The 17,976-nt window shown below is 53.4% G+C and carries 16 protein-coding genes and 1 pseudogene; 5 read left to right on the top strand and 12 right to left on the bottom strand.

The window, feature by feature from the left end:
* Nucleotides 1–30: 30 nt before the first annotated feature.
* From accC to ACMZ66_RS21340, 4 genes are all read right to left on the bottom strand, one after another.
* Entirely contained in the window at nucleotides 31–2,031 is a 2,001-nt protein-coding gene (gene accC, locus ACMZ66_RS21355; RefSeq protein WP_416940433.1) for an acetyl-CoA carboxylase biotin carboxylase subunit, read from the bottom strand.
* A 27-nt stretch (nucleotides 2,032–2,058) separates the two neighbouring features.
* Nucleotides 2,059–3,591 (bottom strand): acyl-CoA carboxylase subunit beta, encoded by a 1,533-nt coding sequence (locus tag ACMZ66_RS21350; protein WP_416940431.1) that lies wholly within the window; start codon nucleotides 3,589–3,591, stop codon nucleotides 2,059–2,061.
* Nucleotides 3,592–3,842: 251 nt separating this feature from the next.
* Nucleotides 3,843–5,774: a diguanylate cyclase gene (locus ACMZ66_RS21345; RefSeq protein ID WP_416940429.1), complete on the bottom strand. Its 1,932-nt coding sequence runs from the start codon at nucleotides 5,772–5,774 to the stop codon at nucleotides 3,843–3,845.
* 340 nt (nucleotides 5,775–6,114) lie between these two features.
* Nucleotides 6,115–6,828, bottom strand: a complete 714-nt coding sequence (locus ACMZ66_RS21340; RefSeq protein ID WP_416940427.1) for an ATP12 family chaperone protein — start codon at nucleotides 6,826–6,828, stop codon at nucleotides 6,115–6,117.
* 280 nt (nucleotides 6,829–7,108) lie between these two features.
* On the opposite strand from ACMZ66_RS21340, the gene ACMZ66_RS21335 reads away from it, so the two are divergent.
* The 3 genes from ACMZ66_RS21335 (at nucleotide 7,109) to ACMZ66_RS21325 (ending at nucleotide 9,802) form a co-directional block, all read left to right on the top strand.
* Complete coding sequence (locus tag ACMZ66_RS21335) at nucleotides 7,109–8,131, top strand: ABC transporter substrate-binding protein (protein ID WP_416940425.1); 1,023 nt, start codon at nucleotides 7,109–7,111, stop codon at nucleotides 8,129–8,131.
* A gap of 98 nt (nucleotides 8,132–8,229) precedes the next feature.
* On the top strand, nucleotides 8,230–9,015 hold the full coding sequence (locus tag ACMZ66_RS21330) for an ABC transporter ATP-binding protein (protein ID WP_416940423.1): 786 nt from the start codon (nucleotides 8,230–8,232) through the stop codon (nucleotides 9,013–9,015).
* Between the two features lie 16 nt (nucleotides 9,016–9,031).
* Nucleotides 9,032–9,802, top strand: a complete 771-nt coding sequence (locus ACMZ66_RS21325) for an ABC transporter permease (protein WP_416940421.1) — start codon at nucleotides 9,032–9,034, stop codon at nucleotides 9,800–9,802.
* Between the two features lie 68 nt (nucleotides 9,803–9,870).
* On the opposite strand, the gene ACMZ66_RS21320 is transcribed toward ACMZ66_RS21325, so the two are convergent.
* The gene (locus ACMZ66_RS21320; protein WP_416940419.1) at nucleotides 9,871–10,695 is read right to left on the bottom strand and encodes a dienelactone hydrolase family protein; all 825 of its coding nucleotides are present in this window, start codon (nucleotides 10,693–10,695) and stop codon (nucleotides 9,871–9,873) included.
* A gap of 245 nt (nucleotides 10,696–10,940) precedes the next feature.
* Between ACMZ66_RS21320 and ACMZ66_RS21315 the strand changes: the two genes are divergently transcribed.
* Entirely contained in the window at nucleotides 10,941–11,555 is a 615-nt protein-coding gene (locus ACMZ66_RS21315; RefSeq protein WP_416940417.1) for an HAD family hydrolase, read from the top strand.
* Nucleotides 11,556–11,625: 70 nt separating this feature from the next.
* Here ACMZ66_RS21315 and ACMZ66_RS21310 read toward each other — a convergent pair whose 3' ends face one another.
* Nucleotides 11,626–12,099 (bottom strand): SRPBCC domain-containing protein, encoded by a 474-nt coding sequence (locus tag ACMZ66_RS21310; protein WP_416940415.1) that lies wholly within the window; start codon nucleotides 12,097–12,099, stop codon nucleotides 11,626–11,628.
* Nucleotides 12,086–12,784 carry an HAD-IA family hydrolase gene (locus ACMZ66_RS21305; RefSeq protein WP_416940413.1) on the bottom strand — a complete coding sequence of 233 codons (699 nt, stop codon included), beginning with the start codon at nucleotides 12,782–12,784 and terminating at the stop codon, nucleotides 12,086–12,088. The genes ACMZ66_RS21310 and ACMZ66_RS21305 overlap by 14 nt, the downstream gene beginning before the upstream one ends.
* Nucleotides 12,785–12,863: 79 nt before the next feature.
* Here ACMZ66_RS21305 and ACMZ66_RS21300 point away from each other — a divergent pair, with 79 nt between their 5' ends.
* Nucleotides 12,864–13,247, top strand: a complete 384-nt coding sequence (locus ACMZ66_RS21300; protein ID WP_416940411.1) for a hypothetical protein — start codon at nucleotides 12,864–12,866, stop codon at nucleotides 13,245–13,247.
* A gap of 119 nt (nucleotides 13,248–13,366) precedes the next feature.
* On the opposite strand, the gene ACMZ66_RS21295 is transcribed toward ACMZ66_RS21300, so the two are convergent.
* From ACMZ66_RS21295 to ACMZ66_RS21275, 5 genes and pseudogenes are all read right to left on the bottom strand, one after another.
* Complete coding sequence (locus ACMZ66_RS21295) at nucleotides 13,367–14,476, bottom strand: RluA family pseudouridine synthase (RefSeq protein ID WP_416940409.1); 1,110 nt, start codon at nucleotides 14,474–14,476, stop codon at nucleotides 13,367–13,369.
* Nucleotides 14,473–14,865: a fluoride efflux transporter CrcB gene (gene crcB, locus ACMZ66_RS21290; protein WP_416940407.1), complete on the bottom strand. Its 393-nt coding sequence runs from the start codon at nucleotides 14,863–14,865 to the stop codon at nucleotides 14,473–14,475. Before crcB ends, ACMZ66_RS21295 begins: the two co-directional genes overlap by 4 nt.
* Nucleotides 14,866–15,010: 145 nt before the next feature.
* Nucleotides 15,011–15,520 carry a DUF1499 domain-containing protein gene (locus ACMZ66_RS21285; protein ID WP_416940405.1) on the bottom strand — a complete coding sequence of 170 codons (510 nt, stop codon included), beginning with the start codon at nucleotides 15,518–15,520 and terminating at the stop codon, nucleotides 15,011–15,013.
* Nucleotides 15,521–15,746: 226 nt separating this feature from the next.
* Nucleotides 15,747–16,352, bottom strand: coding sequence for an FMN-dependent NADH-azoreductase (locus tag ACMZ66_RS21280; protein WP_416940404.1), 606 nt, complete (start codon nucleotides 16,350–16,352; stop codon nucleotides 15,747–15,749).
* A 114-nt stretch (nucleotides 16,353–16,466) separates the two neighbouring features.
* Nucleotides 16,467–17,779, bottom strand: a pseudogene (locus tag ACMZ66_RS21275) (replication-associated recombination protein A).
* Between the last annotated feature and the right edge of the window lie 197 nt (nucleotides 17,780–17,976).

Below are 17,976 nucleotides of genomic sequence, written 5' to 3'. Positions count from 1 at the left end.
TCTCACATCACCCTTGCGGGATCAGCTTGCCTATTCGTCTTTCTCAAACTCGATGATGATGGCATCAACCGACAGGTTTGAACCCTGTTCGGCATGGATCTTTTTAACCACACCTTTGCTTTCGCATTTAAGCACGTTTTCCATCTTCATCGCTTCAAGGATGCAAAGCTCCTCGCCCGGCTGGACGGTTTGGCCTTCGGTAACGGAAACCTTGACCAGAAGACCCGGCATTGGCGAAAGCAGGAAGTTCGACATGTCTGGCGGTGCCTTGAACGGCATCAATTTCTGGAGTTCTGCCACGCGCGGCAGAAGCACCTTGAAGCTGCGCTGAATACCGTTGGCCGACAGACGGAAGCCAATGCCTTCGATGTCGATCTGCACACAAACCGGTGCGCCATCGATCTCACCGATGAACATCGGATCACCGATTTTCCAATCCGATGTCACGCCATAGCTGCGATCACCAATGGCGACGATGTAATCACCGTTAACACCATCGAACTCGATATCAAACGGGGTGTGGTCATCACCGCTTACCGCGACCCAGCTTTCGGCAACTTCAAGCGGATGATCGCTGACCTGACCGGTGATGCCGGAATTACGTTCGGCATAACGCTGGTTCAGATAAGCCGCAACCACGATCAAGGTTGACGGGTCTTCGTTTGGCAAATCATCAGCCGAGAACCCATTGGGATATTCTTCGGCGATGAAGTTGGTGGTGATGTTGCCGTCCTGGAAGCGCTTATTGGCCATAACAGCGGCCAGGAACGGGATATTGTGCGAAATACCACGGATGTAATAGCCATCCAGTGCCCGACGCATTTCCGCAATCGCCTCATCACGGGTATCCCCGTAGGTGATCAGCTTGGCGACCATCGGATCGTAATACATCGAAATTTCGCCGCCTTCATACACGCCGGTATCAACGCGGACCGTCGCACTTTCCAAAGGTGGCTGATATTTCACCAGACGGCCGGTGGAGGGCAGGAATTCACGGAACGGGTCTTCGGCATAGACGCGCGTTTCCATCGCCCAACCGGTCAGTGTGACGTCTTCTTGTTGAAGTGTCAGTTCCTGACCATCAGCAATCTTGATCATCCATTCGACAAGGTCCTGACCAGTGACAAGCTCGGTCACCGGATGTTCGACCTGAAGGCGGGTGTTCATTTCAAGGAAGTAGAAATTCTTGTCCTTATCAACGATGAATTCCACTGTCCCTGCCGAACAATAATCCACTGCACGGGCCAGTGCCACGGCCTGTTCGCCCATGGCTTTGCGGGTTTCAGGATCGATGAACGGTGACGGTGCTTCTTCGACGACCTTCTGGTGACGGCGCTGAATGGAACATTCACGTTCGCCCAGATAGATCGCATTGCCGTGCTTATCGGCCAGCACCTGAATTTCAATGTGGCGCGGTTCTTCGACGAACTTTTCGACAAAGACGCGGTCATCACCAAACGAGCTTGCGGCCTCAGACGTTGCACGTTCAAACCCTTCGCGGCATTCGGCGTCATTGCGCGCAATACGCATACCCTTGCCGCCACCGCCCGCAGATGCTTTCAGCATCACCGGATAGCCGATTTCATTGGCGATTTTGATCGCCTCGTCCGTGTCCTTGATGACGCCCATATAACCCGGAACGGTCGAAACACCGGCGTCGGCAGCAATTTTCTTGGACGTAATCTTGTCACCCATTGCGGCAATTGCGTCATTCGGCGGGCCGATAAAGGCGATGTTGGCGGCATCAAGGGCCTTGGCAAAGGCCTGGTTTTCCGACAGGAAGCCATAGCCTGGATGAACGGCCTCGGCACCGGTCGATTTGCAGGCATCGATGATCTTATCAATGATCAGATAGGACTGGTTGGTCGGTGCCGGACCGATATGGACGGCCTCGTCAGCCATCTGAACATGAAGGGCTGCTTTATCCGCATCGGAATAAACCGCAACGGTTTTAATTCCCATTTTGCGGGCTGATTTGATCACACGGCAGGCAATTTCACCGCGGTTGGCAATCAGGATTTTCGTAAACATGGATGTCTCCCAATCTGTCTTGGCGGCTTACAACGGAATGTTGCCGTGTTTCTTTTCCGGGTTTTTGATGTCTTTGTTGCGCAGCATACCAAGCGCCTTGCAAACTCGACGGCGCGTGCCGTGCGGCATGATGACATCGTCGATGAACCCCTTGCGACCCGCGACGAACGGATTGGCGAATTTTTCGCGGTATTCTTCGGTGCGTGCTTCGATCTTTGCCGGATCGTTCATGTCCGCACGGAAGATGATTTCCACAGCACCTTTCGGGCCCATAACGGCGATTTCGGCCGTCGGCCAGGCATAGTTGACATCACCCCGCAGATGCTTGGACGCCATAACGTCATAGGCACCACCATATGCCTTACGCGTGATCACGGTAACTTTGGGAACAGTGGCCTCGGCATAGGCATAAAGAAGCTTCGCGCCATGCTTGATGATCCCGCCATATTCCTGTGCGGTACCCGGCATGAAGCCCGGCACATCAACAAAGGTCACAATCGGAATGTTATAGGCATCGCAGAAGCGCACAAACCGTGCAGCTTTCTTCGAGCTGTCAATATCAAGGCACCCGGCCAGAACCATCGGCTGGTTGGCGACAACACCGACCGTGCGGCCATCCATACGGGCCATGCCAATGATGATGTTTTTGGCGTAATCAGGCTGAACTTCAAAGAAGTCGCCTTCATCGACAACCTTGGTGATCAGTTCCTTCATGTCGTAGGGCATGTTGGGGTTTTCTGGCACCAGGGTATCAAGCGAGAAATCATCACGCGTGATCGAATCTTCGCACAGATGTGCGGGCGGGTCTTCCTTGTTACACAGCGGCAGGAAGTCCATGAAACGACGGGTCTGCAACAGCAGGTCAACATCGTTATCAAATGCCAGATCAGCCACACCCGAAACACTGGTATGGGTTGATGCCCCACCCAGCTGTTCATGGGTAACTTCTTCATGCGTCACGGTTTTGACCACATCAGGACCCGTGACAAACATATAGGAGCTATCCTTGACCATGAAGATAAAGTCGGTCATGGCCGGGCTATAAACAGCACCACCGGCACATGGCCCCATGATCAATGAAATCTGCGGGATGACGCCCGATGCCTCAACATTGCGCTGAAACACGTCGGCATAGCCTGCAAGACTTTCGACGCCTTCCTGAATTCGTGCCCCGCCCGAATTATTAAGGCCAATCACCGGTGCGCCGACCTTCATGGCCTGATCCATGATCTTGCCAATCTTGCGCGCATGGGCACCCGAAAGCGCGCCACCAAATACGGTGAAATCCTGCGAGAAGACAAAAACCAGACGGCCATTGATCGTGCCGTGGCCGGTGACGACACCATCGCCCGGGATGCGGTTTTCGGTCATGCCGAAATCCACACAATCATGTTCTACAAACATGTCCCATTCTTCGAAGGAACCTTCATCTAGCAGCACATCAAGGCGTTCACGCGCGGTGAGTTTGCCTTTGGCGTGCTGATTATCAATGCGGCGCTGGCCACCGCCCATGGCGGCTTCGGCGCGCTTCGCTTCGAGTTTGGCGACGATATCTTGCATGTTGCGTTTTCCTTGCTGTGATCGGGCGTTTTGCACATTTCGCCCAATGTGCGCGTCCTGAGAATGAAATAGCATTATTCGGTACTGGAATGCCAATTATTTTTCGCATTGTTGAAACGCAACAAAAACTGGCGCAAACGCCTGATTTCCCTAACGTCATCGCGATATATGAGATTGGGCTGGACTAAAGTCTAGAGAGGATAGGCAACCTATCGGCGAAATGCACCGTCCGCATGCACCGATGGACCGCCCTATTCTTTATTCTTAAGGCTTTCCGCATGGCGGTCGTCGGTATTCTGGTTTGGCGCACCATCACCGTCACGCTCGCCATCATCGAAATAGCAGTACCGATTGCGGCCACCATTTTTGGCACGATAAAGCGCCTTGTCCGCATCGCGGTAGAGAATTTCAGGCTCACTCAGGCGATTGCGGCAGGTCGAGATGCCGATACTGATACCGACACGGACCTCAAAACCATCGATCAAATGCGTCTGTGATACTTCCTGAATGATGCGCTCTGCCGGGACGGATGCCTGTCGGATATCATCAAGCAGCGGCAAGATCACCGCGAACTCATCCCCGCCCAAGCGCGCAACAACATCTGCCTCGCGGAAGTTGCGCTTGATGATTTCGGCTACGCGCACCAGAAGCTTATCCCCCACCGGGTGGCCATAGGTGTCATTGACCTGCTTGAACCGATCAAGGTCAAGCAACAGCAAGGCGCTGTTTTTATCGAACCGCCGGTTCATCTGGACAATTTGCGACAGCATCGTATTGAACTGATAGCGGTTCGAAAGCCCGGTCAACTGATCGGTTTGGGCCAGCCGTCTGATATCGGCTTCAACCGTTTTGGATGGCGTAATATCAGTATGAGTACCCGACATGCGGAGCGGCTTGCCATCGGCATCCCATTCAACGACCTTGCCACGATCCAGAACCCAGACCCAATGACCGTTTTTGTGCCGCATCCGGCATTCACATTCGTAATAGTCATCTTGCTGGGCGAAAACCCGTTGTAGCAGATCGTTGGATTTTTCCAAATCTTCCGGATTGCAGTATTTCATCCAGGTTTCGATACTACACGGCTCAAGCTCGGCCAAATCATAGCCGATGATTTCTGCCCACCGCTCGTTAAAGCGGACTTCGCCGGTTTGCACATGCCATTCCCATGTTCCGGCATTCGTCCCCCAGATGATTTCATTCAAGCGCAACCGTTCTTCATCCAGCTTGCGATTGGCATCGGTCAGCTTTTGTTCGTACTCTTTGCGTTCGGTGATGTCGAAATTGGTTGAATGAATGTATTTGCGTTCCTGAAGCTCGATCAGGCCCGAATGGATCAGGATATCGCGGACTTCTCCGGTGCCGAGTTTGTGGCACACCGTAAAGGACGCGGTTCCGTTGACCAAAACGTCGGAGATATTATTGCGAACAACCCCGTCCCCACGCAGGTTGAGATCAAGAATACTGCGCCCGATAAGCTCACCATCGGCAAAACCGTAAAACGCCGTCGCCGCCTCGCTGGCATCGACAATCCGGCCATCTTCCGGATCGATCAGAAGGTTGACGGCCGTCGTATTCTTGAACATCTGCCGATAAAGGGCTTCGCGTTCGTTGACCGCGACCTCCGCCTCTTTGAGCTCGTTGATATCGGCAAAGGAAACAATAACGCCTTCGAAGCATCCGGTTTCTTCGTTAAACAGCGGCTCTGCATTGATGCGGATCCAGGAAAAGCCGCCATCAGGGCGGTTCACCCCCATCACAACACCATATTGCCGCTTCTGCGTTGCCAACACGACGGCAGCAGGATGTTCTTCACCCGGAAACGGCGATCCGTCATCACGGATACAGCTCCAGCGCGGATCAATTGGTGTGACACCGGTTAGCTGTTCCGCACTCAGACCAAGGATGCTGAGTGCGGCATTGTTAAACTCAACAACCGTACCATTCGGATCATGGACAACCACCCCCTCGGCCAAGGCATCAAGCAGACGTTTATAGCGCGTTCCACCATCACGCGCGCCCCCAACCGGTTTAAGCGTATCGGGACTATTGCCATCAGACTCTGATGCGGTCACATCCGTCAAAGCGGCATCGCCAGCAGATGCACCGCTGGTAGTTTCAACGACATTATCAATGCTGTCGTCACCTGCTTGCCCAGTATTCATGACCATAGATTTACGCATATTCCGCCCGATCAATCACAGGCAATGACAAGTCTGCGGGATCGCGTTCTTCACCATTTCCTGTGACGGCTGCGCGCACATCAAAGCATCGCACACCAATACAATAGTATAGTGTTATTTATACCAATCATCCTATTGCGCAAAGCGGATTTCGCGGACCAGACCTGGAAACACCCCAACCTCACGCCCAAACATTTGAAAATATTGGATTACATAATCAACAAGCCCTTCGAAGGTCGAACGGCTTGGACCTGCACCTTTGCAGGTGTCATTGGCAAAACAAAAAAGGAGGCAGTCTCCTGCCCCCCTTAAATGCAATTAATTCTGTATGGCTTCAGGATCAGCCGAGCAGCCCCAAGTAACGTCCGGTAGCCAGCAACTCTGCCTGATGACGATCGCGGCGCGCGACGGCTTCGGCGTCATCACCCCATTGTTCGATCGCGTATTCTTCATCAAGCATCGCGCATTCAAATGCCTTCTGCGCATCGATCTGCTTGTTCATCACCGCAAGACCGATAATGACCGAACCCGATACCGTCGTCAGGCTGTGCAGTGCCGTAAGATAATAATCATTAAAGCTTGCGACATGATCCTGAATCTTTAGCAAGGACTGATCATCCTGCGCGATGGGCATGACGCCCTCGGTCACGGCAAGGGTGACATCAAGATCGCTTTTGGCCCAATCAAGAAGCGGTTGCCATGCCTTTGCCTGACGTTCAATCAGGTCTTCGGGGAATGTCGCGCGGTAGCACAACAGGTCAGACCGCCCATAGCCGGTCAGCTCCGCAATCACGGCGTCACGGTGTGGGCGCACCCGATCGATGGCGGTTGCCGCCAATTGCATAATCGGCATGGTAGAGGGTTGCACCTTCTCACCTTGCGCGTCCCATTCCGCAGCAACTTCACGTGCCAGCACTTCGGACGGCAGCAGGAATTCAGCCTTTGCAGGCGATTTCACTGCGCGACCGTCAAGATGCACGCGCCAACCCGAACCGCTGTCATCTGCGACAGCTTCGGCTTTTTTGTAGAAGCGATTGATCGTTTTTGTAAGCATGATCGCCATATGCCTAAAACTGGCACGCTGTGCAAGGGGTTTTGCGTCACTATGCCTGGAAGAACGTCATTTGAGCGATTATCAAAAATTTCTGTATAATTTTTGATCAATTTGCCCCATTGACCAAATAGTAAACACCTCTACTGTGCAATGTGAAGATTACAAAACCGCGACAACGCGGGGAAATTAGCGACATGGCATGTGCATTGCTGTGTCATCAGGGGATTTATTCGGTTGCTGGGTCGGCATAATCGGCCCGAAACAGGAGGCTTCTAATAACATGACCACGCTTAAAAACCGTCTATTGGGTGCAGCAGTCGGCGTTGCTGTCGCACTTGGCGCACAGGCTGCCATGGCAGAAATGGCAATCAAATTCTCGCTCGACTGGAAATATGAAGGTCCGGCGGCGCCTTACCTTCTGGCCAAAAAGAACGGCTATTTCGAAGAAGAAGGTCTGGATGTGACGATTGACTCGGGCAACGGCTCGGTCGGTGCGATCACGCGCGTTGCCAGTGGCGCCTATGACGTTTCGCTTGCAGACATCAACTCGCTGGTCGAGTTCAATGCATCGAACCCGGATCGCGCCATGAAGTCGATCTTCATGGTTTATGACCGCCCGCCGTTTTCGCTGTTCATGCTCAAAAAGTCCGGCATCACCAAGCCGGAAGACCTGATTGGCAAAACCCTTGGCGCACCGGTCTTCGACGCATCGCGCAAACTCTATCCGGCATTTGCTTCGGCAACCGGCCTTGAACTTGATGCTGTCACCTGGGAAAGCATGGATCCGCCGCTGCGTGAACCGATGCTGGTGCGTGGTGATGTGGACGCGATTTCCGGTCACTATTTCACCTCGATCCTGAACCTGAAAGCACAGGGCATCTCCAAAGATGACCTGACGATCTTCCAGTACAAGGATTTCGGTATGGACTTCTATGGCAACGGCCTTCTGGCATCGCCCGACATGATGGAAAACCATCCTGAAGAACTGCGTGGCTTCCTGCGCGGTGTCGTTAAAGGCTGGCGCGCAGCCATTGCTGATCCGGCATCAGCAATCGCAGCCCTAAAAGAAGTCGATCCGCTGATTGACTCCGATCTTGAATTGCAGCGTCTGCAGATGGCAATTGATGAAAACGTCGTCACTCCGGAAACGCTTGAAAACGGTATGGGCCTGGTCAAGACCGACCGTATGGCAAAGGCCATCGATCAGGTTTCCCTGGCATTTGGTTTTGAAACCAAACCGGCTGTTGGCGATGTCTTTACCGACATCTTCATGCCGGGCGCTGATGACCGCAAAATCAAATAAGCCACTTTGATGTCCGGGGCGGTTTGACCGCCCCGGATCATATTGGTCCCACCAAAAACAAAAAATACCGATACGGACAAGCAGGGGGAATAACTGCAGTGTCGAAGAGTTTCGTTGAATTAAATAACGTCAAGCTCCGCTATAGCGAAGGCGATGAGCTGGCGTTGGAAACCACCAACATGAAGATCGACAAGGGCGAATTTATCGCTGTTGTGGGTCCTTCGGGCTGCGGCAAGTCTTCCTTGCTTAAACTGGTTTCTGGTCTGATGCCGCCCTCCGAGGGCAATGTGATTGTCGATGACAAGGAAGTCACAGGCCCGCTTAAAATCGTTGGCATGGCGTTTCAGAACCCGACCCTTCTGCCATGGCGCACGACGCTTGATAACGTGTTGCTGCCCATGGAAATCGTCAAACCGCATCGCCACCGCCTGCGCAAGCATCGCGCGGAATATGAAGAACGCGCACGCAAGCTTCTGGCAACGGTTGGCCTTGAAGGCCATGAAAACAAATATCCGTGGGAATTGTCAGGCGGCATGCAGCAACGTGCATCTTTGTGCCGGTCATTGATCCACGAACCTGATCTTTTGATGCTTGATGAGCCGTTTGGCGCGCTTGATGCCTTCACCCGTGAAGAGCTTTGGGACATCTTGCAGAACCTTTGGATGATCAAGCCCTTCACCGTCATTCTGGTTACCCATGACCTGCGCGAAGCGGCTTATCTTGCTGACACCATTTATGTGATGTCCAAACGTCCGGGTAAAATTCTGGTGGAACGTGAAAACACCCTGCCGCGCCCGCGCGATCAGGAAACCACCTTTACCCAGCCTTTCACCGACCTTGTCCACGAACTGCGCAGTCACATCCGTGACGTGCGAGAATCATAAGAAAGGCGGGCAGATCATGAAAAAGAAATTCAACCTTACCAAAGCAACGCCCTGGCTTAGCGCCATTGGCTTGTTTGTGTTCTGGGAACTGGTGGTGCGGATTTTCAATATCCCGCCTTACGTCCTGCCAACCCCGTCTGAAAGCATCATTGTCGGCTGGCAATTCCATGAAGCGATCTGGATGCATGCGGTCCATACGCTTTACACAACGCTTGCGGGCTTTGCCATTGCAGTCGTGTTTGGCGTGGTGCTGGGCGCACTTGTTGGCTCCAGCCGGGCGATCTATGACGCAGCAAATCCGCTTTTGGTTGGCTTTAACTCCGTTCCCAAAGTCGCCCTTGTCCCGGTTCTGGTCATGTGGTTTGGCATTGGCACGGTTCCGGCAATCATTACCGCGTTTTTGATTTCGTTCTTCCCGATTGTGGTGAACGTGGCCACCGGTCTGGCAACGCTTGAGCCGGAATTGCGTGATGTGTTGCGATCGCTCGGTGCAACGCGCCGCGACATTCTGGTCAAGGTCGGCTTCCCGCGTGCAATGCCGTACTTCTTTGCATCGCTTAAGGTCGCCATCACGCTGGCCTTTGTCGGTTCGGTTATTTCGGAAACCGTCGCATCGAATGTTGGCGTTGGTTATTTGATGCTGTCGGCATCGTCGAAGTTCAACATGCCGCTGGTCTTTGCCGGATTGCTGGTGATCGCGGTGATGGGGATTGCGATGTATGAGATCTTTAACGTGATTGAACGCCGCTCCACCAAATGGGCGAACCGCGGCAATCCGACAGGTTAAGCTTATTCATCAGACAAATAAAAAGGCCGGGATTTTTCCCGGCCTTTTTTGTCATACGATTGGAAATCTCATCCAAGATGCTGATCGAAGAACGCCATGGTGCGATCCCAGGCCAGCATTGCATCTTCGTTGTCATAGCGACCACCCGTTGGGTTGGCAAACGCATGGTCAGCTTCATACCAGAAGAACTCGTAATCTGATTTACCCGCCACACGCAGGGACTGCTCGAACCCGTCGACCATGTCCTTGTTGATGCTTTTATCAAGGGTGCCGAAATGGCCCATGATCGGGGCATTGAGCGTCGCGACCTGTTCCGGGGTCTTTTTGACATTGCCGTAATAGATCACGGCTGCATCGACATCGGTTGCAAGGGCCGTATTAAGCGACCAGCCACCACCAAAGCACCACCCGACCGAGCCAACCTTGCCCGTTGAGTCCTTATGCCCCCGCAGGAATTCGACCGATGACTGCAATTTACGGGTTGCCACGACCGGATCCATGCCCGACATCAATGCACGCGCACCATCCGGTGTCGTCGCTGGCGGCTCGCCATAAAGATCAACCGCAAGAGCTATATAGCCCTGCTTGGCATATTCGGCTGCAACCGCGCGAATATGATCGTTCAGGCCCCACCATTCATGGATCAGAATGACGGTGGGTGCCGGAAGCGTTGCCGGCATGGCGATTTCGGCCACCATTTGATCGCCTTCGGGCGTTGTGATCGTCACTTTATCAAGCCCGTGACCAGCCGCATGGGCAAGCATCGGGTCGGCAAGGATAACGGCAAGCGGCAAGGCCGCCGCACCTTTTAGAAACAGTCGACGTTGTTCATCAGTTGCCTTGGGCGGCGGGCCAAGATGTTCGTGGGAGCCGCATCCATCAAGCGTACACATGTTCAAGCCTCCTCTGATTCTTGATTGTTCGATGACGATCATCTGCAAGGACACCCGCACTTGGCAAATGACAATCCCGTCATCAGGCAAATTTGCCTTTGCATTCCATACGTTGCCCCTGCCCCGCAGGATCAGCGCTTCTACGTCTTTTCAAGAAACTGCTGCTTGCGGATGAGCACGTCACCTGATTTAACGGGAACCGCAATTTGTCGTTTCCCAAATCATCAATTCCCCAAGGAGCCCCCATGCGCGATATCGAAACCGTTCTGTTTGATCTTGGTGGTGTTCTTGTCGATTGGGATCCGCGCTATTTGTATCGCAAGATTTTCGATGACACGGCCGAGATGGAAAAATTCCTGAACGAGGTTTGCCACCCGCATTGGAACTTCCTGCATGACAAAGGAGCACTAAGCTTCAAGGATTCCATCCCGGATTTGCAGCATCGCTATCCGCACTATCATGATCAGATCGCTGCATGGAATGATCGCTGGCCGGAAATGCTCAATGGCGCGATCGCCCGCACCGTTGGCGTGTTGGAAGATTTGAAAAAGCGCAACAAGGTCCGCCTGTTTGCCCTGACCAACTGGTCTGCGGAAACTTGGCCGCACGCATTGGAACGCTTTGAATTCCTGAACCATTTCGAAGGCATTCTGGTATCGGGTCAGGAAAAACTCGCCAAGCCGGACCCACGCATCTTTGAGCTGACCTGTGATCGCTTCAAACTTAATCCGCGCGAGACGCTGTTTATCGATGACAGTGAAAAGAACATCCAGCAGGCACGCGAGATGGGCTTCATCACCCATTGGTTCCGCGATCCGGTCAAGCTGCAGCGCGACCTGATCGAATATCGCCTGTTCTGATCAGGCTTCGAGCTAAAACGACAAAGGGCACCGTTTGGTGCCCTTCTTTGTTCTGTGCCTTGCTTTGCGATCAGCGCTTCTTACGCAGATAGTTGCCAAAGCATTCGCCAAAGACCATTTCCCAGCCCTTGAGATAACCATCGCGCAAGGCCGGTGCGATTTCGCCGACATTTTCCCATGCTTTATGTTCAAGCCGGATCACGCAGCGGCCAAAGTCATTTAGGCCAAAGGTGACTTCCACAAGGGTATAATCCCCGGCATTCCAGCCCGGATGCCATGTAAATGAAAGCTTCTCGCCCGGTTTCCAGGTTTCCACCTGCCCCCAAATGATATTATCGCGGCCCTTGGCACGCTCGATAATCTGACCGCCAAAGCCACCATTAAGCTCAACGGAAATGCATTCCATTTTCGAAAGCGAATGGGTGTCCGTCGGCCACCATTCACCAAAGCCTGTGGTAAAGGCGTCAAAGGCAGCATCGGGATCAACGGCCAGGGTCAGCTCAAAGCTGATCGGTGCCAGTTCCGGGTTCTTAAGCGGCGTCACGATCGATTTCCCAAATCTCTTCAAGAACAGATGCAAGCTCGTCAAAGTGGCTGATCACGGCATGCGCACCAGACTTATGCAATGTATCGACGTCATGATATCCCCAATCAACACCGATGGCGATCATTCCTGCCGCACGGCCCATTTCGATGTCATAGCTGGTATCGCCAACAATCACCGCATTGGGCGCATCGACCCCGGTTTCATCAAGAGCGGCCATCAACATTGCCGGATTGGGTTTTGACGGATGGTTATCGCAGGTCTGAAGGGTCACAAACCGACGTTCAAGCGCGTTGCGCGCCAGAACAGCATCGAGACCACGGCGTGCCTTGCCGGTCGCAACACCACTTAACCACTGACGACGATCAAGCTCGGCCAGAACTTCGCGAACGCCCGGGAAAAGCGGTTCATGGAAATCAGGCGTCTGACGCAGGGTAAAGAAAGCTGTTTTATAAGCGGCTGTCACCGCATCAATCAGCGCATCATCAATCTTGGACGGTGCGGCAAGCTTGATGATGGCTTCGGGCAGGCTCAGACCAATAATTGTGCGGGTATTTTCAAGCCCCGGACAATCCAGCCCATGCTGGGCAAAGGCATGATCCATGCAATGTGCAATCGCATGCTGACTGTCAACAAGGGTGCCGTCGCAATCAAATACAACAAGTCTGAGCGGGTCGTTGGCCATGTGGGGTCTTTCATCCTGTATTTCGGAAAGCCAGAACCTAATCCAAAGAGGACCAAAGATCGAGTCCCGCACATCTGCAATGCAGAACCATTTTGCACATGCCCGGAAGCATCAGAAACCACAGATAAATTTCAGCCTGCTTCCGATCACCCTAAAGGCGCGATATCATATTCGTCTGGCCGTTAACAGCGGAGGCAGAAAGATGCTCACTCTTCGTGATTGTATTGATTTCAGCGATCTTAAGGAGGAAGAGATTCTCGCCATTGCCGAGTGTGAGCAAATCCCACTTGTGACCGCCTTGGAGGAAGGCGAAAGCATGGTCCACACATCGCAAGGCAGGAAACGCATTGCGATTATGATCAAAAGCCAGGCCGAAATCTGTGAACGATCGGGAAATACGGTTCATGCCCAGCATCTGAACAGGGTGCATGATGCGTTCATCCAGCGTTTCGGAAAACACTAATCACCGCTGATACCTTACGAATGTCATTCAACGCCTTTTGGTTTTGACCTCTGACAGGGACGAAAAAGCCGACGCACTGCGTCGGCTTTTCGCGGTTTTAGAGCCGGGTCAATCCGGCGTTATTTCTTACGCGCACGCGACGGCTTTGCCTTTGGCTTCGGCTTTTCTTCCTTCTCGCGGTGAATTTCCGGGGTCAGGAATTTGGTCGGCGTTTTCGGATCGAAATTAAGCGCTTTAAGGCTTTCGGCAAAATGCGGCGGTACTGGTGCTTCGATCACCACGCGATGACCGGTCACCGGATGCGGGAAGTCGATCGCACGCGCATGCAGATGCATCTGGTTTGAAAGCCCATCAAGGAATGCTTTCGCCCCACCATATTTACCATCGCCCAAAATCGGGCATTCAATGGCTTCGCAGTGAACGCGCAACTGGTGGGTACGACCGGTCAGCGGCGAGAGCGCCAGCCATGCGGCCTTGCGACCCGCACGGTGCAGCTGACGGAAGATACTTTGGGCTGATTTGCCCTGCTTCTCGTCAATCACCATCTTTTCCCCGCCCTTGCCAGCAATCTTGGCAAGTGGTGCGTCAATCAGACCTTCGCGTTCTGCCGGTGCACCGGCAACCAGCGCCCAATAAAGCTTGCGCGTTGATTTGTCCTTGAACGCCTTGGTCAGCGCATGGGCAGCTGATGCCGAACGCGCCAGAAGCAGAACACCACTGGTGTCCTTATCAAGGCGGTGCACAAGTTTCGGGCGTTCCTTGCTATCAAGTTTCAGCGCATCAAGCATGCCATCGACATGAAGGCTGGTGTTGGTTCCGCCCTGAACAGCAAGACCGGCCGGCTTGTTGATCGCCAGAACGACTTCGTCATAGAAAATAACGGAATCGCGCAGTGCCTGAAGCTCTTCTTCGCTGGCATCCGATTTGGACGGGCCCGCCTGTTTGCGCTGCTGAACTTCGGCCGGGTTATAGGTGTAGTTACCACCTTCTTCGGCCCATGGGCCAACACCGCCCCCAGACATCACCGGAAGCGGCGGAACGCGGATTTCCTGGCCCGGCTCAACCCGCTGGTTGGCCTTGGCACGTTTGCCATCAACGCGGATCTGACCGCCGCGCAGGAACTTTTGAACCTGCCCGAAGGTAAATTCAGGACAGTTGCGCTTGAACCAGCGATCAAGCCGAATATCGGCTTCGTCAGCTTTGACCTTGCGCAGAGTGACACCACTCATTGCAGAATACCCCTTACCAGCGCAAACGCGCCAAACAACGCAGATATACCAACCACGACGGAAACAATCACATACAGGGCCGCCAAGCCCATATTGCCCCGTTCATATAGGGTCGCCACATCGAGCGAAAAAGTCGAAAAAGTTGTAAACGCCCCCAGAAAACCGGTCACGAGGAGTGCGCGCATCTCAGGTCCCATGGAAAGTTTCAGGGCCGAGACTTCGATCAACACCCCCATCAGGAATGAACCAACGATATTGACCGTTATGGTTCCCCAGGGAAATCCATTACCGAGCATGGAGCCCATCATGACCGACACACTGTGACGTGCGACCGCACCAATGGCGCCGCCCAAAGCAATGGAAGCGATTAACAACGGTGAAAATTGCATGGCGCGGAACCTATTCTTTCAAACATCAAAAGTCACGTGTGAAAACGGCATAGGGCCATGGCAATAACAGGGCCCATCAAATGGCATCTGGAAGCCAACGCACGGATCTATCAAAGATCCGCACATCATAATTGATTTCAATTGTTTAGCCCGCCTGCCCCATTCTGGCAATCACATCGGAAATCCAGGCACGTGTGCGTTTCTCGTTCTGCTGGATGTCATCAAGGCCATAAACCGACTGGGCAAACAGGCAAAAGGTAATCTCATTGCCGGTTTCAGGCAGGATCAATTCGACCTCAACCCAATCAGGGAAATGAAATACCGGGCTGCGCGCCAGGAAATAAAGCCGACCGGGTTCCGATCCGGCAATGCCACTCATCAATGTCATGCCATGCGCCGGTGCGGTTTCGACCAAAAGGTCGGTCAGAGTGGAAACAGCTGCCTCGAACTTGGGGCTTTCCATCCGGCGGTCAGTTTTTGGGGATCGTTCAGCGGGACAGACGATGAAATAATTCCGGCTTTGCGGAACGCTGGCGTCCGGGGCAAAGGTAAAGTTGGGTGGATCACCCGCAGGCAGCATATGGTCAATCAATCCGGTAAACCGGATGACGACAAATATCCCTGCCAGAACCACAAGTCCCCATATCGCAAACATTATCAGCCGTCTCAATCGCACCACCTGTCTGCCTGTAAGCGCTGTCCGGTGTAACCGGCGCGTTCATAGGAAACCACAATAGTACGGAAACAGACAGAATTAAAATGCCCGACCGGGGAAACAGTCGGGCATTAAATTTGCTAAACGCGGAACCCAGCAAAGCGGGGGGGGGATATGTTACTTTTGCTGAGTCCCGGTCTTGCAAGACGTCGGGAGACGAAATTTGTTAGGCAACAGCCGGAAGTTCAATCGCTTCGACATTAGCAATTGCGCGTTCCATGGCTTCTTCAGCATTTACCGCGAAGCCCGATGCATCGATGATTTCAACATCAGAAATGCCGATGAAACCAAGAACCTGCTTCAGGTACGGAGTTGCGAAGTCAGCCGGGCTGTTGACCGGCACACCACCGGTTGCAACAACAACGTAGGCTTTCTTGCCAGTCAGAAGACCAACCGGACCGTTTTCGGTGTACTGGAAGGTCACACCAACGCGGGCGATCAGGTCAACCCAGGCTTTGAGCGTGGACGGAACCGAGAAGTTGTACATCGGCGCACCGATAACAAGGATGTCGGCAGCCTGAACTTCAGCAACCATTTTGTCAGAAACAGCAATGACGGATTTCTGTGCGTCAGAGCGGCTTTCTTCCGGGGTGTAGAAGGCACCAACGGTTTCACCGGTCAGTGCAGAGATTTCCGCTGCATTGGCGTCACGATCGGTAACGGTCGCGGACGGGTTGGCAGCAACAATGCGTTCGATCAGTTTGGACGCGATCTGGCGGGAGTTCGAGTTCTCACCGTTCACAGACGCATTCACGTGCAGAATATGGGTCATTTGAGGTCTCCAAATGCGTGTTCGTTTGTTGACCTGAAACTACCGCTATTCGCGCAGCTTGTTTACCTAGAGAGTTTTCACCAGATTGTTTCCAAAACGATACCTAACCGCGCGTCAGTTACTTTGATTGTTCTTCTTTTGACGTTCTGCGCGCAGCCGCTCGAAATATTCGACGCGTTTTTTAAGGTCGCGTTCAAAGCCGCGCTCGACCGGCTCATAAAAATTCTGTCGCCGCATGCCTTCGGGGAAATAGTTCTGCCCGGAAAAACCGTCTTCCTGATCATGGTCATAGGCATAGCCCGTACCATAACCGATATCCTTCATCAGCTTGGTCGGTGCATTAAGGATGTGGGCGGGTGGCATCAATGATCCGGTTTCACGCGCGATCTTAAGCGACCTTTTATATGCCGAGTACCCGGCATTCGATTTCGGTGCCAGTGCCAGATAGATCACGGCTTGCGCCAGGGCAAGTTCCCCTTCCGGACTGCCAAGCCGTTCATAGACTCCCACGCACCAATACAGAACTGCTGGGCCTGTGGATCGGCAAGGCCGATATCCTCAACTGCCATACGCGTCAGACGGCGCGCAAGGAACTTGGGATCCTCGCCACCCGCCAACATGCGGTTAAACCAATAAAGCGCTGCATCCGGGTCCGATCCACGAATGGATTTATGCAAGGCACTGATCAGATTGTAATGACTGTCATCGCCCTTGTCATAAAGCGGCATGCGCTTTTGCACGGTGCGGGCAAGCTCGGCCACACCCAGCGGACCATCATCACTGGGTGGCATCAGAAACAGTTCTTCGGCAAGGTTGAGGCAATAACGCCCATCGCCATCTGCCATGGCGCGCAATGTTTCGCGCGCCTCGGGCGTCACGGGCAGCTCGAAACCCATTTCCTTTTCTGCCCGTACCAGAAGCTCTTCAAGTCCCTGATCATCTAGTCGTTTAAGCACCAGCACCTGACAACGTGACAGAAGTGCCGCATTCAGCTCAAAGGACGGGTTTTCGGTGGTCGCCCCGATCAGCGTGATGGTGCCATCTTCGACATAGGGCAGGAAGCTGTCTTGCTGCGCCTTGTTGAAGCGATGGATTTCATCGATGAACAGAAGCGTTGCACCACCAGTCGACCGGCGACCGCGCGCACGTTCAAACACCTTGCGCAGGTCAGCAACGCCGGAAAATATCGCTGAAAGCGGTTCGAACGCCATATCAGCAACATCAGCCATCAGACGCGCCAATGTGGTCTTGCCACAGCCCGGCGGCCCCCAAAGGATCACGGACGGCACTCGACCGGTTTTGATCATGCGTGTGATTGGGCCATCATCACCAAACAGATGTCCCTGCCCGACAACTTCGTCAAGCTTGGCAGGGCGCAGTCTGTCGGCCAAAGGGCGCGATACCTGACTTTCAAACAGGGAAACCATGAAGCGTCATCGTGATGGTGGAAAGATTGGGGCAACTTTGCTGCGAAAAGTAACATGCTGATGACATTGATGACAGACGAAACATCGGCAATTGACGGCCCCATCAGCCGGGCATAGCTTTCCGCCCGAATTACCGCCAAGATAGAACCACGCGCACCACGCCAAACAGCAGAAGTGACCGATTGTGAGGCTTGATC

It is taken from the genome of Thalassospira sp. (assembly GCF_048059015.1).
GTDB lineage: Bacteria > Pseudomonadota > Alphaproteobacteria > Rhodospirillales > Thalassospiraceae > Thalassospira.
This window is presented reverse-complemented; position numbering and strand designations above follow the sequence as displayed.